Source organism: Arthrobacter sp. CJ23, assembly GCF_024741795.1.
In the GTDB taxonomy this organism is placed as follows: Bacteria; Actinomycetota; Actinomycetes; order Actinomycetales; family Micrococcaceae; genus Arthrobacter.
The window spans coordinates 3,201,886-3,215,928 of record NZ_CP102950.1; the positions used below are offsets into that span (position 1 = coordinate 3,201,886).

Consider the following 14,043-nt stretch of genomic DNA (forward strand, 5'->3'; position numbering starts at 1 on the left):
TGCCTGCCGATGCCGCCCGGTCATATTACTGGGAAGTAGAGTGGTCATAACTGCAAAGGAAAGGCGGGCAGAACTGTGGCCGAGGGCGCACGGGCAAAACAGGAGACACCGGAGAAGCAGGAACGAACCGGATCGCCGCGCTCAGCGAGGTTGCCGCGCGATGAACGCCGCGCCCAGCTGCTCAATGCCGCATTGGAAGTGTTTGTTGCCAACGGCTTCCACGGCGCCGCGATGGACGAGATCGCCGAGACCGCGCACGTGAGCAAGCCGGTCCTGTACCAGCACTTCCCGTCCAAGCGCGAGCTCTACATGGCGCTGCTGGACAGCCACCTGGCCACGCTGACGGAGCAAATGCTCTCGGCGCTGAACTCCACGTCCGACAACAAGGAACGCGTCCAGGCCGTCATGCGCGCGTACTACCGTTTCATCGCGAGCGACGACCAGGCCCACCGGCTGGTCTTCGAATCGGACCTCATCAACGATCCCGATGTCAGTTCGCGGCTGGAGACATTCAACAAGACCTTCGCCGACGCCGTCGCGCACGTCATCGCGGAGGACACCAAGCTGCCCCCGCTCGAGGCGCAGCTCCTGGGCCGCGGACTGGCCGGGATGGCGCAGGTCAGTGCCCGGTATTGGCTCGAAACGGACGGAAACCTGGACCTCGATGTGGCCAGCGATCTCATCTATCGTTTAGCTTGGCGCGGAATCAGTCGATTCCCCAAAGAGTCCTAGGCTACAAATAGAGGACTGACTTAATTCTTGATTGGCTTGGAGGCCTTGCTGTGGAAGTAAAGATCGGCATTCAGAACGTGGGCCGCGAAATCGTGCTGGAAACCGCCATGGATGCGGAGGCCGTCGCCAAGATCGTCGCCGAGGCCGTGTCCAAGGGCACCGAGCTGCGCCTGACCGACGAAAAGGGCCGCCAGATCATCGTCCCCGGCAACGTCCTTGGCTACGTGGAGATCGGCGCCGAGGAAGCCCGCCGCGTCGGTTTCGGCGTCCTCTAGGCACTCCCCGGAAACCAGGAGCCCCCATGCTTTCACTCGTCATCGTGGTCCTTGCCACCGCCGCCGCGGGCTTCATTGTCTGGGCAAATGACAAGCACCACGCAACGTACGGCATCATCCTGCCCGCCGGGGTGGCAGTGGCTGTGGGCATGCTGAGCTGGATCGTCTGCCTCCAGATCGGCCTGGGCTACCGGCCCGGCCTGACCTGGATGCCGTGGGTCCTGCCGATCGCCCTGGGTGCAGCGGCGTCCGTCGCAGCAGTGGCGTTCCTGGGCCGGGCGCGCGCCAAGCACGACATCCAGGCGCTGACCGCCGCGCTCAAGCTGTAGTTTCAGTCCTCGAGATCCGGCTCGTGCCCCGCTTCGGTGCACAGGCAGAGCCGGTTGCCTTGTGAATCCGTGACCACCACCCACCCGGGTGCGTGGTCATGGTTCATTAAGGCCCCGGTCGCCGCCGTTTTCTCGATGGCCGGGCCCGATTCGGCCAGGCTCCGGTGCACGTCCACGTGGATGCGGTTGGCGTTGGGCGTCGGCGATTCCTGGAACCACAGGGCCGGTCCCCTGCCATGGGGGTCCACGAGGTCCCCGTATCGTCCCTTGCGGTAGCCCAGGGCCACCCGCCAGACCTCGGAGATCGCTTCCGGATTGTCGGTGTCGATCGCCAGTTCCATGGTCCTGTACAGCCCGGGCTCGGCCACGGCTCCGGCGTCCGAGGCGGCAGCGCTGGCCGCGGTGGCGGCGGCGACGTCCCGGCTGCTCACCTCGGAGCCGGCGTCGTGCGAGGTGTACCGGAGGAAGACCCGGTTGTAGCGCCAGTCCAGATCGGGGTGGTGGTTCTGTTCTTCCGCGATCTGCCCGACGGCGGCAATCAGCGCCAGCGCGCCGGCTGCCGTCGGCGTTTTGTACACGGTGACGAGCCCGCCGAGCCGGTACCGCCAGTCCGGCAGTTCCGCCAAGGCGGCGTCGATCGCCGGCCTGGTGAGGACATTTTCCTTGCCTGCCATGGCTGCTCCTCGGCTTGGGACTCCCCGCTGGGGGACGCGCTTACAGGAACTCGGCCCGGCCTTCCATGGCCGAGGACGCCAATGCGTGCTCCCGGCGCGGAATCCGGCCCGCCTGCTTCGCCAGCCTACCGGCGATGACGGCGTGTTTGAAGGCCTCACCCATCAGGACGGGGTTCTGGGCGCGCGTCACTGCGGTGGCCAGCAGGACGGCGTCGCAGCCCAGTTCCATGGCCAGTGCGGCGTCGGAGGCCGTGCCGATTCCGGCGTCGAGCACCACGGGAACCGAGGCCCGGGACACGATCAGTTCGATGTTGTGCGGGTTCAGGATGCCAAGCCCGGTGCCGATGGGCGCGCCCAGGGGCATGACGGCGGCGGCGCCGAGGTTTTCCAGGCGCAGGGCCAGGACGGGATCGTCGTTCGTGTAGGCGAACACTTTGAAGCCGCGGTTCACCAGCTGTTCCGTGGCGTCCACCAGTTCCACGGCGTCCGGAAGCAGGGTGTGCTCGTCGGCAATGACTTCGAGCTTGACCCAGTCGGTTTCCAGGGCTTCGCGGGCCAGTTCGGCCGTCATCACGGCGTCCTTGGCAGTGAAACAACCCGCCGTGTTGGGCAGGACCCGGATGTTGTGGTCCAGCAGGAGCTGGAACAGGGACCCGGTTTCGGCCGGCGAGTAACGGCGCATGGCCACGGTGGTCAGTTCCGTGCCGGAGGCCAGCAGTGCGGCCCCCAGGCCGTCCAGGCTGGGCGCCCCGCCGGTGCCCATGATGAGGCGGGAGCCGAACTCCACGCCGTCGATCACCAGTGAATCAGTGCGCACCTCGGTGCCTGCTGCGGTCATGGTTCAGCCTCCCTGTACTGCGGTTACGAGTTCGAGTTCGTCGCCTTCTGCGAGCGCCGTGGCAGCCCACTGGCTGCGCGGCACCACTTCGGAATTGCGTGCGACGGCGACGCCCAGCTTGCCGCCGTCGGACGCCTGGCCGCGGTGGTCCAGCACGCGGCCGGTCACTTGGCTGACGAGGGTGGTGACGGAAGCGCCGTCGGAGAGCTCGTGGGCTGAGCCGTTGAGGGTGATGTTCATGCCGGATCCTTGCTTGCTGCGGAAGGGGTTGCTGCAGTGTGGACTGCTGATGTTGGGACGGATGAGCCGTGGCTTCCGGAGAAGCGGTCCGGGCGGAACCTGGACCACCGGGGGTCCTCCACTCCGGAGAGGAGCTGGCCGACGATCCGTGCGGCCACGGGGGTGAGCAGGACGCCGTGGCGGAAGAAGCCGGTGGCTACCACCAGGCCTTCGATGTCGCCGCGGCCGCCCTGGACGCGGCCGAGCAGGGGCGCGTTGTCCGGGGTGCCCGGCCGTGCCCGCGCCGTGGCTTCGAGCAGTTCTAGTTCGGCCACCGCGGGGACCAGGACCTGGGCGTCGCGGAGCAGCTGGTAAACGCCGCCGGCGGAGACGGCATTGGAGGAGGCGGACAGCCCGTCTTCACGCTGCGTCGCCCCGATCACCACGGTTCCGTCGTCCCGGGGAACGATGTAGACAGGCACGCCGCGCACCATGCCACGGACCGTGCAGGTCAGCAGCGGGCGGAGGTGTTCGGGAACGCGCAGCCGCAGGATGTCCCCGTAGACGGGACGCAAGGGCAGCGCGAGGCCCTCCGGGAGTCCGGCCAGGGCGGCGGCGCCGAGGCCGTTGGCCACCACAGTTTCCGCAGCCCGCACCACGGTTCCGTGCTGGGTCACGGTTCCGCCCCCAAGACCCGTCTCGGTCTCCAGTACTGCCCCGGCCACGCGGCCGTCCTCCCACAGGAGTGACGCGGCCCGGGCGCGGAGCGCAAAGCCATCCTCTGCCCCGGCCACCCAGCTGGGATCTCCCAGGCCGTGGTTGGCGAGGGACGCCAGGATCCGGCGGGCGAGCTTGCGGGGGTCCACCTGGTGGTCGGCGGGGATGACGAAGGCGCAGGAGATCTGTGGGCTCAGCAAGGGTTCGCGGCTCCGGGCTTCGCGGAGCGCCAGCGGTTCCACCGCCAGTCCGTGTGCCAGCTGGACGTCCCGGAGGTCGGCGAGCGCCCGCCGGTCCGCGGCGTCGGCACCCACGGCGAGGGTCGCCGTCGTGCGGTATCCGGTCCCAAGGGCCGCGTCCCCGGGATCCGACGCCGCCGGCAGCGTCCGTTCGAACTCCGGCCAGAGCGCCGAGGACTCCAGCATGAGGTCCAGGAGGTCTTCCTCCTGGTAGTGCAGTTCGCTGACGGGGGCCAGCATGCCGGCCGCGGCGTACGTGGCGCCCGTGGCCGGTGCGGGATCGATGAGGACTACGGAGCGTCCTGCTTTGCGGGCCTCCAGGGCGATGCCCAGCCCGATGATGCCTCCGCCGATCACGGCGACGTCCGCGTGCAGGGTGCCGGGACGGTTCTGCATTGTGTCAGCCATGGGGCTCCTTCCCTACGCCGGTACTAGCCGGATCAGGTCAAGCGGTCGGCGCTGAAGCCCTCTCAGCCGCGTGGCGTTTGTGACCGCCACTGCGGCTCCCGCAGTACCAGCCCAGTGTAAAGGAACTACGCTGTCTCCATGACCCAGCACGATGTCCACACCACGGCCCGCCTCTATCTCTGCACCGATGCCCGCAAGACGCAGGGCGATTTCGAAGACTTCGTCGATGCCGCTTTCGAAGGCGGCGTGGACATCATCCAGCTCCGCGACAAGTCCCTGGAAGCGGCCGAGGAACTCGAACTTCTCGAGGTCCTGCACAAGGTGGCCCACCGTCACGGACGCTTGTGGGCCGTCAACGACAGGGCCGATATTGCCCTGCTTTCCGGGGCTCCGGTGTTCCATATCGGCCAGAAGGACCTGCCGTTGCGCTCGGCCCGGCACATCCTCCACGACCCCACGGTGATCGGCCTGTCCACGCACACCACGGAGCAGATCGATGCCGCGATCGCAGCCGCCCCGGGCCGCAGCGGCCTGGACTATTTCTGCGTGGGCCCGGTCTGGGCAACGCCCACCAAGCCGGGTCGGGACGCCGTCGGCCTGGAGCTGGTCACATATGCAAAAGAAGCCGTGCGCAGGGCCGATGAGGAGACCGTGGGCGGCGTGCTGCTGCCCTGGTTCGCGATCGGCGGCATCGACCTCACAAACGTTGGGCAGGTCGTGGCAGCGGGTGCCGACAGGATCGTGGTGGTGCGTGCCATCACCGAAGCGGCGGACCCGACGGCGGCCGCCCGGGAACTGCTCGCCGCGCTCGACGCCGGGTAGCCAGTCAGTCCCTCACCGCTCATGCGCTTGGGCGCGAGGCCGCTCAGGCCGTCAGGCCGAGCCCGGTCATCCGGCGGGCGTGCCGCTCGGCGAGGTCCGCCGTCAGCTTCCCGAGGGTTTCCCGGGCGTCGCCGGTACTGCTGAGCAGCGGCCCCAGCAGGGCGTGTTCCATGCTGACGCGCTGGGCCTGGGTGAGGGCCTCGCCCACCAGACGGCGGCCCCACAGTGCCAGCCGGGAGGCAAGGCGCGGGTCCTCTGCCAGGGCGCGCTGCAGCAGATCACGCAGCACGGCCGTGGACTCCTCCGAGACCAGGATCCGCTCAACCACCTCACGGGTGTCCGCGTCGAGGAACTCGGACACTGACTTGTAGAAGTCCGAGGACACGGTGTCAATGACGTAGGCCTTCATCAGGGACTCGTACCAGTCGCCCGGCTTGGTGCGCTCGTGGAAGTGGTCCACGGAACGCTGGAACGGCAGCATGGTTTCCTCGGCATCTACGCCCAGCTCTTCGAGCCGGGCGCTGACCAGTTCGAAGTGCTGGAATTCGATCACCGCGATCCGGCCCAGCAAGGCACGGTCGTGCAGGGTAGGCGCGTAGCGCGCATCGGAGGAGAGACGCCCGAAGGCTGACAGTTCGCCATAGGCCATGACGCCCAGGAGGTCCGTCACGAGGCGCTGGTACGGAGCATTGCCGGCCGAAGATGTGCCCATGCTCCAAGACTAACCGCCGATTTCGGGCTAACCTGACTTTCGTGCCACATCATGGGATAGCGCCGAACGTCAGCGAACAGTCGTACCAGCTCGCGGAGGCATTTGCGGCCTTGCGGACCGAGCTGGAGCTGCCCGGCGCCTACCCGCAGGAAGCCCTGAAGGAGGCCGAAGCTGCGGTTTCCGCCCACGCCCTTCCGGATCGCGACCTCCGGGATGTCCCGTTCATCACCATCGACCCGGCCACCTCCACGGACCTCGACCAAGCCCTGTTCATCGAGCGCGCAGGCGAGGGCTACAAGGTGCTGTATGCCATCTCCGATGTGCCCTCCTTCGTGGCCCCGGGCGGGGCACTCGACTCCGAGACGCGCCACCGTGGGCAGACGTTCTACGCCCCGGACGGCAGGATCCCGCTCCACCCCGAGGTCATCAGCGAGAACGCTGGCAGCCTGCTGGCCGAGCAGGACTGTGCGGCGTTCGTGTGGGACTTCGACCTTGATGCGGCCGCGGAGGTCACGGCCGTGTCCGTCCGCCGGGCCACGGTCCGGAGCCGCGCCAAGCTGAGCTACAAGGGCGTGCAGGCCGAGATCGACGCCGGCACGGCCTCGCCCGTGCTGCAGCTCCTCAAGGAAGTGGGCCTCAAGCGTGTGGAGCTGGAGCGCCGCCGCGGCGGTGCCAGCCTGAACATGCCGGAGCAGGAAATCGTCCCCGTGCCCGACGGCGGGGGGTTCCGGATTGTGGCAGCGCCCAGCCTGCCGGTGGAGGACTGGAACGCCCAGATATCCCTGATGACGGGGATGGCCGCGGCCCAACTGATGCTGGACGGCAAGGTGGGGATCCTGCGCACCATGCCGGAACCGGACGAACGATCCCTGCGGCACTTCAAACGCCAGACGGCGGCCCTCGGCAGGCCCTGGGACGGCGAGATGAGCTACGGCGAATACCTGCGCACCCTGGATGCCACGGACCCCAAGCAATTGGCCATCCTGCACGCCGCCGGGATGCTGTTCCGCGGCGCAGGCTACACGCCGTTCGACGGAACGGTGCCCGACAATGTGGTGCAGTCTGCCATCGGCGCCCCCTATGCCCACACCACGGCTCCTCTGCGCCGGCTGATCGACCGCTTTGTCCTGGTGATCTGCGAGGCCCTGAGCAACGGCGGCTCCATCCCGTCATGGGTCCGCGACGCCCTCCCGTCCTTGCCCGCGATCATGGCCGCCTCGGACCAGCTCGCCGGGAAGATGGAGCGCATGGCCCTGGACACCGTGGAGGCGGCCCTGGTGGTCAACCACATTGGCGAGGAGTTCGACGCCGTCGTGATCTCCGGTTCCAAGCCGCCGAACGGAAACGGCAACGGCAACGGCCCGTTCGGCGTCGTGCAGATCGCGGAGCCTGCCGTCACGGCCCGCTGCGACGGCGAAATGGAGTCCGGCACCAAGGTCCGGGTGAAGCTTCTCAAGGCTGACATCGCCGCACGGGAGATCCGCTTCGCGCTCCTGTGACCGGCATGGCGCTGGCACCGATCCAAGCTTTGGGCCGCCCAGAGGCTAGACTGGCTGTGTAGTAATGGATGCCCGGTCGTTGATTCAGTTAATTTTTGAAGTCAACAAGCCCGCCCCTACGCGATCTTGAGAATTGCCCGCTGGTCACCAGTGCCAGTACTTAGATAGCCCGCGATCGGCTTCCACTGGATTTGCTTGCGCGCCCGTTCGTGCTCCGGATCGGCTCAGCCGCCGCCGTTGAGCACGCAGCGCCAATGCCCAAATGAATAAGGAAACTCCCTGTGAGTGAATTGCACACCCATGAAGTCCTGACTGACCCCAGCGGCACGGAATCGATCGAGCCCGAGGAGACCATCACCTCGGACGAGACGCCCCACGAGATCGAGGAAAAGTCCTTCGCCGATTTCAACGTCCGCGCAGACATCGTTGAATCCCTGGCCGATGCCGGCATCACGCACCCCTTCCCCATCCAGGCGATGACCCTTCCCGTGGCCCTCGGCGGCCACGACATCATCGGCCAGGCGAAGACCGGTACCGGCAAGACCCTCGGATTCGGCATCCCCGCACTGCAGCGCGTGGTGGGACAGGACGACGCCGGCTACGACAAACTGGCCGTCCCGGGCGCACCCCAGGCCCTGGTCATCGTCCCCACCCGCGAACTCGCCGTCCAGGTCGCCAACGACCTGCAGACCGCGTCCCGCAAGCGCAACGCCCGCATCGCCACGATCTATGGCGGCCGGGCCTACGAGCCCCAGATCGAGGCACTGCAGAAGGGCGTCGAGGTGGTTGTCGGTACGCCGGGCCGCCTGATCGACCTCTACAAGCAGAAGCACCTGAACCTCAAGAACGTCAAGATGGTCATCCTTGACGAGGCCGACGAAATGCTGGACCTCGGCTTCCTGCCGGACGTGGAGACCCTCATCGCAGGCACCCCGGCGGTCCGGCAGACCCTGCTGTTCTCGGCCACCATGCCCGGCCCGGTCATCGCCATGGCCCGCCGCTACATGACCCAGCCCACCCACATCCGCGCCGCAGACCCCAATGACGAAGGCCTCACCAAGCGCGACATCCGCCAGCTGATCTACCGTGCCCACAGCATGGACAAGATCGAGGTGGTGGCCCGCATCCTGCAGGCCCGCGGCCGCGGCCGCACCATCATCTTCACCAAGACCAAGCGCACCGCAGCCAAGGTCTCCGAGGAACTCGTGGACCGCGGCTTCGCTGCCGCCGCCATCCACGGCGACCTCGGCCAGGGCGCCCGCGAGCAGGCACTGCGCGCCTTCCGCAACAACAAGGTTGACGTCCTGGTCGCCACCGACGTCGCCGCCCGCGGCATCGACGTGGACGACGTCACGCACGTCATCAACTACCAGTGCGTTGAAGACGAGAAGATCTACCTGCACCGCGTGGGCCGCACCGGCCGCGCCGGCAACAAGGGCACCGCCGTCACGTTCGTCGACTGGGACGACATGCCGCGCTGGGGCCTGGTCAACAAGGCCCTCGGCCTGAGTGTGCCGGAGCCCGTGGAGACCTACTCCTCCTCGCCGCACCTCTACGAAGAGCTGGACATCCCGGAAGGCACCAAGGGCCGGCTGCCCCGCAACAAGCGCACGCTCGCCGGCGTCGACGCCGAGGTCCTGGAGGACCTGGGCGAGACCGGCAAGAAGAACTCCCGCGGCGGCCGTGATGGCGGACGCGACGGCGGCCGTGGCCGCTCCGGCCGCGACGCCAGGTCCGGCGACGCAAAGGAAAGCGAAGGCAAGGGCGGCGGCGACCGCACCCGCCGCCGTCGTACTTCCACGGGCGAAGCAGCTCCGGCGGAAGGTGCAGCCTCGAACGGCACCCAGTCGGGCACCACCCAGCCGAACAACGCGGAAGCCGGCGACAAGCCTGCCCGCACGCGGCGCACCCGCACGCGCCGCCGCAACGGCGAGGTGGTGCCCGCCGGCGACGCCGCCGCGGCATCCGGCAGCGCCGAGGCCTAAAACCCTCAATGAATGAAACTGTTTGGGCGCCGGACGGCAGCAACCTGGTGGTGCACGCGGACAACGCGGACTTCCTCCCCACGCTGCCGGACGGCGCCTTCACACTCATCTACGTGGACCCGCCGTTCAACACCGGCCGGGTCCAGCGCCGCCAGGAAACACGCATGGTCCGCAACGCCGACGGCGACGGCGACCGCGTGGGTTTCAAGGGCCGCTCCTACGACACCATCAAGGGCGCCCTGCACAGCTACGACGACGCCTTCAGCGACTACTGGTCCTTCCTGGAGCCCCGGCTCGTGGAGGCGTGGCGGTTGCTGGCCGATGACGGCACCCTGTACTTGCACCTCGACTACCGCGAGGTGCACTACGCCAAGGTCATGCTGGATGCCATCTTCGGCAGGGAATCGTTCCTGAATGAGATCATCTGGGCCTATGACTACGGTGCACGCGCCAAGAACCGCTGGCCCACCAAGCACGACAACATCCTCGTGTACGTGAAAGACCCGGCCAAGTACCACTTCGACAACGCCGAAGTGGACCGTGAGCCGTACATGGCCCCGGGCCTGGTCACACCCGCCAAACGCGAAAAGGGCAAGCTGCCCACGGACGTGTGGTGGCACACCATCGTCTCGCCCACCGGACGCGAAAAGACCGGCTACCCCACCCAGAAACCCGAAGGACTCGTCCGCCGGATCGTCTCGGCGTCGAGCCGCAAGGACGACTGGTGCCTGGATTTCTTTGCCGGCTCCGGCACGCTCGGCTCGGTCGCGGCCAAGCTGGGCCGCAGGTTCGTGTGCGTGGACCAGAACGCCCCGGCCATCGAGGTCATGCGCAAGCGGCTGGACGGCAAGGCGGAGTTCGTGGCCGGCCCTCCCCCGCTCCCCCACCCAACTAAGTAGCCTTTGTGTCCCTTGCGGGACGCCCGTTCCGGGCTGAAAATGTGCTTGTGGCCGCCTGCCAACGCCGTGCTTCCATGGTTCGTTGAGGCCGCTAAGTAGCCGGGCGTTGGGGGTCACGTTGTGGGCCCTTCATTGTTCCTTTCATCGAGAACGAGGACTAGATTCCCGTTGTCCCTGGTGATCCCCACGGGCGGCCACTTCGATATTCAGAAGGGCCGCGCCGTGAGGAGATGAGCAGGATCATGCTGGCTGAAACCCAGGATGAGGAACAGATCATTGCCAGGGTCGCCGGGATCGACATTGGCAAGGCCGAACTCGTGTGTTGCGTGCGGGTCCCCGCGGAGGGGAACCGAAAGAAACGGTTGCAGGAGGTGTCCACGCATTCGACCATGACCCGTTCGTTGGCGGACCTGGCCAACCATCTCGTGGACCTGCGCATCGAGCGGGTGGTGATGGAGGCGACCAGCGACTACTGGAAGCCGGTGTTCTACCTCCTCGAGGCGCACGGGCTCGAACCGTGGCTGGTCAACGCCCGCGACGTGAAGCATCTGCCGGGACGTCCCAAAACCGATGTGCTGGATGCGGTGTGGCTGTGCAAGGTCGCCGAACGGCAGATGCTCCGGCCCAGCTTCGTCCCGCCCGCCCCGATCCGCAGGCTCCGGGACCTGACCCGGTACCGGATTGACCTGGTCGGGACCCGGACCGCGGAGAAGAACCGGGTCGAGAAACTCCTCGAGGACGCCTGCATCAAACTCTCCTCGGTGGCCTCGGACACCTTCGGGGTGTCCGGCCGGGAAATGATGGCAGCGCTCATCGCCGGAGAACGCAACCCGGGCGTGCTCGCGCAGCTGGCACGCTCCAGCATGCGCAGGAAGATCAGCGAACTGGAGGAGGCGTTCACCGGCCGCTTCGATGACCACCACGGCTTCCTGCTCGCCCGGATGCTGGCAAGGATTGACGGCATCGACACCGATATCGCCGCGCTCGATGAACAGATCGAGGTCCAGCTGGCCCCTTTCGCCGCGGCGGCCAAACGCCTGGATGAGATCCCGGGCATCGGCCCCATCGCCGCCGCCGTAGTTCTGGCCGAAATCGGGGTCGACATGTCCCGGTTCCCGACCGCGGGGCACCTGTGTTCCTGGGCAAAGTTCTCCCCGGGCATCAACTCCTCCGCAGGCAAGACCAAAGGAAACGGCTCGACCGGGCACGGCAACCGCTATCTCGCCCGGGCCCTTGGCGAGGCCGCCTTCGGAGCCGGCAAGACCAATACCTTCCTGGGCGAACGCTACCGAAGGCTCGTCCGGCGGCGGGGCAAGAAACGCGCCATTGTCGCCATCGGACGTTCCATCCTCGTCATCGTCTGGCACCTCCTGCAGGGCCCGGACACACGGTTCCAGGATCTCGGCGCCGACCACTTCACCCGCCACACCAACCCCGAAACCAGGAAGCACAGCCACATCCGGCAACTCGAGGCCCTCGGCTACACCGTCACCCTGACCCCTGCCGCCTGACTCCAACATTCCCCGTCCACCGAGGGCTGCCTTTCGCCCCCGGATGCCCAAACACGCGCGCCAACGAACGCACATCACCTCATTTTCGGACTAGCAGTAGGTGTCGTTTTGGAGGCTCAAAACGACACTTGCTGCTACCCAGTTGCTTAGCCCCAGGTCCCGGCGAACGCCCGGACCGAGTCGGCGATCATCTGCACCGCGATCGCCGAGAGCAGCAGCCCGGCAATCCTCGTGACCAGCTCCACCCCATTTTCGCCCAGCACACGCTGCACCACGCCGGCAAAGCGCATGGCCAGGTACAGCGATGCCAGCGTGACTGCGATGCCGAGCCCCACGGCCAGGTATTGGGCCGCCGAATCGGATTGCTGGACGAACACCATGACGGCCACAATCGCGCCCGGACCGGCCATGAGCGGCGTGCCGAGCGGTACAAACGCCACGTTCTTGTACTTATCGGCCTTGTCTTCGCCGCTGGTGGAACCCGTCAGCAGCTGCAGGGCGATCAGTACAAGCAGCAGGCCGCCCGCACCCTGGAGCGCCGCCAGCGAGATGTGCATGTAGTTCAGGATCGACTGGCCGAAGATCGCGAACACCACGATCACGCCGGTGGCCACCAACAATGCCTGCAGGGCCGATCGATTGCGGTCCCGGGCGTCCATCTGCGCCGTGAGGGACATGAAGATGGGCACGGTCCCGGGCGGATCCATGATCACGAAGAGCGTGACAATCACCGAGGCAAACAGCTGCAGGTCAATCCAATCCACGGCGCAAGCCTACCCGGTGCGGGCACCGGGTAGGCTTGGCATGGCGCGTGGGGATCAGGGGCAGCCCTCGCCCAACTGAATGCCGTGCTCGGTTTGCCGATTCACCAACACGGAACCCTGGGAATCGCAGATGGCGTTGAACAACAGGGCGAAGCCTTCGCCGCTCTGGTAGTTGCCCTTCTGGCCGATGGGGAAGTCGGGGGCAAACTCCTTGAGCGTTCCCGGGGGGACAAATGCCCAGACTTCAGCAGCGCCGGGGAAGACACTCGGGAGCCACACCCAGTTTCCGCTGATAACAGGACCCTCGGTACAGTTGGCGCCGCATGCGGCCGGCGGCCTGCTGACATTGGCGCAGTCGAGCGCATTGGCGGCTACGGGAACAAACATGAAGGCTGCGGCAAGGCCAGCCGCAGCAAGCGTCTTTCTGAACATTGCTTTCTCCGTCGACAGAAGTGGTAGAGCACGGCGACGAGACCTTGGTTGGAGCGGCAGACCGCCGCTTCCCAGCAGACGAAAGACTACTCCCCGCTGCGGGCAAGTCAATACACTGGCGTAACCCGGGTCGACGCGTCAGCCGCGCACCACCGGAGTTCCGGTGCCCAGCTCCTCGATCCGTGCCAGCACCTCAGGGGTGGTCAGGTTCTCCCCGAGCAGATTGGGTTTGCCCGCGCCGTGGTAGTCGGAGGAGCCCGTCATGAGCAGCCCGTGCTTGGCGGCGAGGCCGCGCAGGAATTCGCGCCCCTCTTCGGGGTTGTCGCGGTGCTCCACCTCCAGGCCGAGCAGCCCGGCGTCGATCATTTCCCGGTAGGTGCGTTCCCCCACCACGCGGCCCCGCGCGGACGCCACGGGATGGGCGAAGACGGGCACGCCGCCCGCGGCGCGGACGAGTTCGACGGCGAGCGCCGGGTCCGGTGCGTAGTGCTGCACGAAGTAGCGCGAGTGGGACGTCAGGATCGAGGTGAAGGCCTCGCTGCGGTCGGCCACCACCCCCGCAGCCACGAGGGCATCGGCGATGTGCGGCCGTCCGAGGGTGGCCCCGGGCGCCACGTGGTGGATGACGTCGTCCCAGCTCAGCGGATAGTCCTCGGCGAGCAGCGTGACCATGCGTTCAGCCCGGCTCAGCCGGGCGTCCTTGGCCTTGGTGATCTCCTCGAGCAGGCCCGGATGTTGGGGGTCGTGGAGGTAGCTGAGCAGGTGGACGCTGATGCCCTCGTGTGTGCGGCAGGAAATCTCCATGCCCGGGACGAACGCCACGCCGTGTTCCAGGGCGGCCGCCGCGGCCGCCTCCCAGCCGTCGGTGGAGTCATGGTCGGTCAGTGCGAGGGCATCGAGACCCGCTGCGGCGGCCGAAACCATCACCCCGGCAGGGGTCTCTGTTCCGTCGGAAACATTCGAGTGCGCATGCAGGTCTATCCTCACG

Annotated in this window: 16 protein-coding genes and 1 riboswitch; of the genes, 8 read left to right on the forward strand and 8 right to left on the reverse strand. The window is 67.1% G+C overall.

The features are described 5' to 3' along the window. The first annotated feature begins 75 nt into the window (after positions 1–75). Genes NVV90_RS14265 through NVV90_RS14275 form a run of 3 tightly spaced genes read left to right on the forward strand, consistent with a single transcriptional unit; the run spans position 76 to position 1,336 of the window. Positions 76–732 carry a TetR/AcrR family transcriptional regulator gene (locus tag NVV90_RS14265; protein ID WP_396125313.1) on the forward strand — a complete coding sequence of 219 codons (657 nt, stop codon included), beginning with the start codon at positions 76–78 and terminating at the stop codon, positions 730–732. A 50-nt stretch (positions 733–782) separates the two neighbouring features. After that, complete coding sequence (locus NVV90_RS14270; protein WP_258437932.1) at positions 783–1,007, forward strand: DUF3107 domain-containing protein; 225 nt, start codon at positions 783–785, stop codon at positions 1,005–1,007. 26 nt (positions 1,008–1,033) lie between these two features. Then, positions 1,034–1,336 carry a hypothetical protein gene (locus NVV90_RS14275; protein ID WP_258437933.1) on the forward strand — a complete coding sequence of 101 codons (303 nt, stop codon included), beginning with the start codon at positions 1,034–1,036 and terminating at the stop codon, positions 1,334–1,336. A gap of 2 nt (positions 1,337–1,338) precedes the next feature. Here NVV90_RS14275 and NVV90_RS14280 read toward each other — a convergent pair whose 3' ends face one another. The 4 genes from NVV90_RS14280 to NVV90_RS14295 all read right to left on the reverse strand — a co-directional run bounded on the left by NVV90_RS14280 (position 1,339) and on the right by NVV90_RS14295 (position 4,431). Continuing rightward, entirely contained in the window at positions 1,339–2,010 is a 672-nt protein-coding gene (locus NVV90_RS14280) for a 4a-hydroxytetrahydrobiopterin dehydratase (protein WP_258437935.1), read from the reverse strand. Positions 2,011–2,050: 40 nt separating this feature from the next. Then, the gene (locus NVV90_RS14285) at positions 2,051–2,848 is read right to left on the reverse strand and encodes a thiazole synthase (protein ID WP_258437936.1); all 798 of its coding nucleotides are present in this window, start codon (positions 2,846–2,848) and stop codon (positions 2,051–2,053) included. 3 nt (positions 2,849–2,851) lie between these two features. Further along, complete coding sequence (thiS, locus tag NVV90_RS14290; protein WP_258437937.1) at positions 2,852–3,088, reverse strand: sulfur carrier protein ThiS; 237 nt, start codon at positions 3,086–3,088, stop codon at positions 2,852–2,854. Then, positions 3,085–4,431, reverse strand: a complete 1,347-nt coding sequence (locus tag NVV90_RS14295) for an FAD-dependent oxidoreductase (RefSeq protein ID WP_258437939.1) — start codon at positions 4,429–4,431, stop codon at positions 3,085–3,087. The genes thiS and NVV90_RS14295 overlap by 4 nt, the downstream gene beginning before the upstream one ends. Next, a riboswitch (TPP riboswitch) is annotated at positions 4,424–4,543 on the reverse strand. Its footprint overlaps the gene before it by 8 nt. Positions 4,544–4,569: 26 nt before the next feature. Here NVV90_RS14295 and thiE point away from each other — a divergent pair. Then, entirely contained in the window at positions 4,570–5,253 is a 684-nt protein-coding gene (gene thiE, locus NVV90_RS14300) for a thiamine phosphate synthase (protein WP_258437940.1), read from the forward strand. Between the two features lie 43 nt (positions 5,254–5,296). On the opposite strand, the gene NVV90_RS14305 is transcribed toward thiE, so the two are convergent. Beyond that, positions 5,297–5,965: a ferritin-like domain-containing protein gene (locus tag NVV90_RS14305; protein WP_258437941.1), complete on the reverse strand. Its 669-nt coding sequence runs from the start codon at positions 5,963–5,965 to the stop codon at positions 5,297–5,299. A gap of 41 nt (positions 5,966–6,006) precedes the next feature. Between NVV90_RS14305 and NVV90_RS14310 the strand changes: the two genes are divergently transcribed. The 4 genes from NVV90_RS14310 (at position 6,007) to NVV90_RS14325 (ending at position 11,859) form a co-directional block, all read left to right on the forward strand. Continuing rightward, positions 6,007–7,464, forward strand: a complete 1,458-nt coding sequence (locus NVV90_RS14310; RefSeq protein ID WP_258437942.1) for an RNB domain-containing ribonuclease — start codon at positions 6,007–6,009, stop codon at positions 7,462–7,464. 281 nt (positions 7,465–7,745) lie between these two features. Further along, entirely contained in the window at positions 7,746–9,449 is a 1,704-nt protein-coding gene (locus NVV90_RS14315) for a DEAD/DEAH box helicase (RefSeq protein ID WP_258437943.1), read from the forward strand. Positions 9,450–9,457: 8 nt separating this feature from the next. Next, complete coding sequence (locus tag NVV90_RS14320) at positions 9,458–10,348, forward strand: site-specific DNA-methyltransferase (RefSeq protein ID WP_258437944.1); 891 nt, start codon at positions 9,458–9,460, stop codon at positions 10,346–10,348. Between the two features lie 242 nt (positions 10,349–10,590). Then, positions 10,591–11,859: an IS110 family transposase gene (locus NVV90_RS14325; RefSeq protein WP_258437945.1), complete on the forward strand. Its 1,269-nt coding sequence runs from the start codon at positions 10,591–10,593 to the stop codon at positions 11,857–11,859. 146 nt (positions 11,860–12,005) lie between these two features. On the opposite strand, the gene NVV90_RS14330 is transcribed toward NVV90_RS14325, so the two are convergent. The 3 genes from NVV90_RS14330 to NVV90_RS14340 form a co-directional block, all read right to left on the reverse strand. Continuing rightward, entirely contained in the window at positions 12,006–12,614 is a 609-nt protein-coding gene (locus NVV90_RS14330) for a MarC family protein (protein WP_258441187.1), read from the reverse strand. A gap of 63 nt (positions 12,615–12,677) precedes the next feature. Further along, positions 12,678–13,055, reverse strand: coding sequence for a hypothetical protein (locus NVV90_RS14335; protein WP_258437946.1), 378 nt, complete (start codon positions 13,053–13,055; stop codon positions 12,678–12,680). 138 nt (positions 13,056–13,193) lie between these two features. Further along, positions 13,194–14,042: a PHP domain-containing protein gene (locus NVV90_RS14340; protein WP_258437947.1), complete on the reverse strand. Its 849-nt coding sequence runs from the start codon at positions 14,040–14,042 to the stop codon at positions 13,194–13,196. Position 14,043 lies beyond the last annotated feature (1 nt).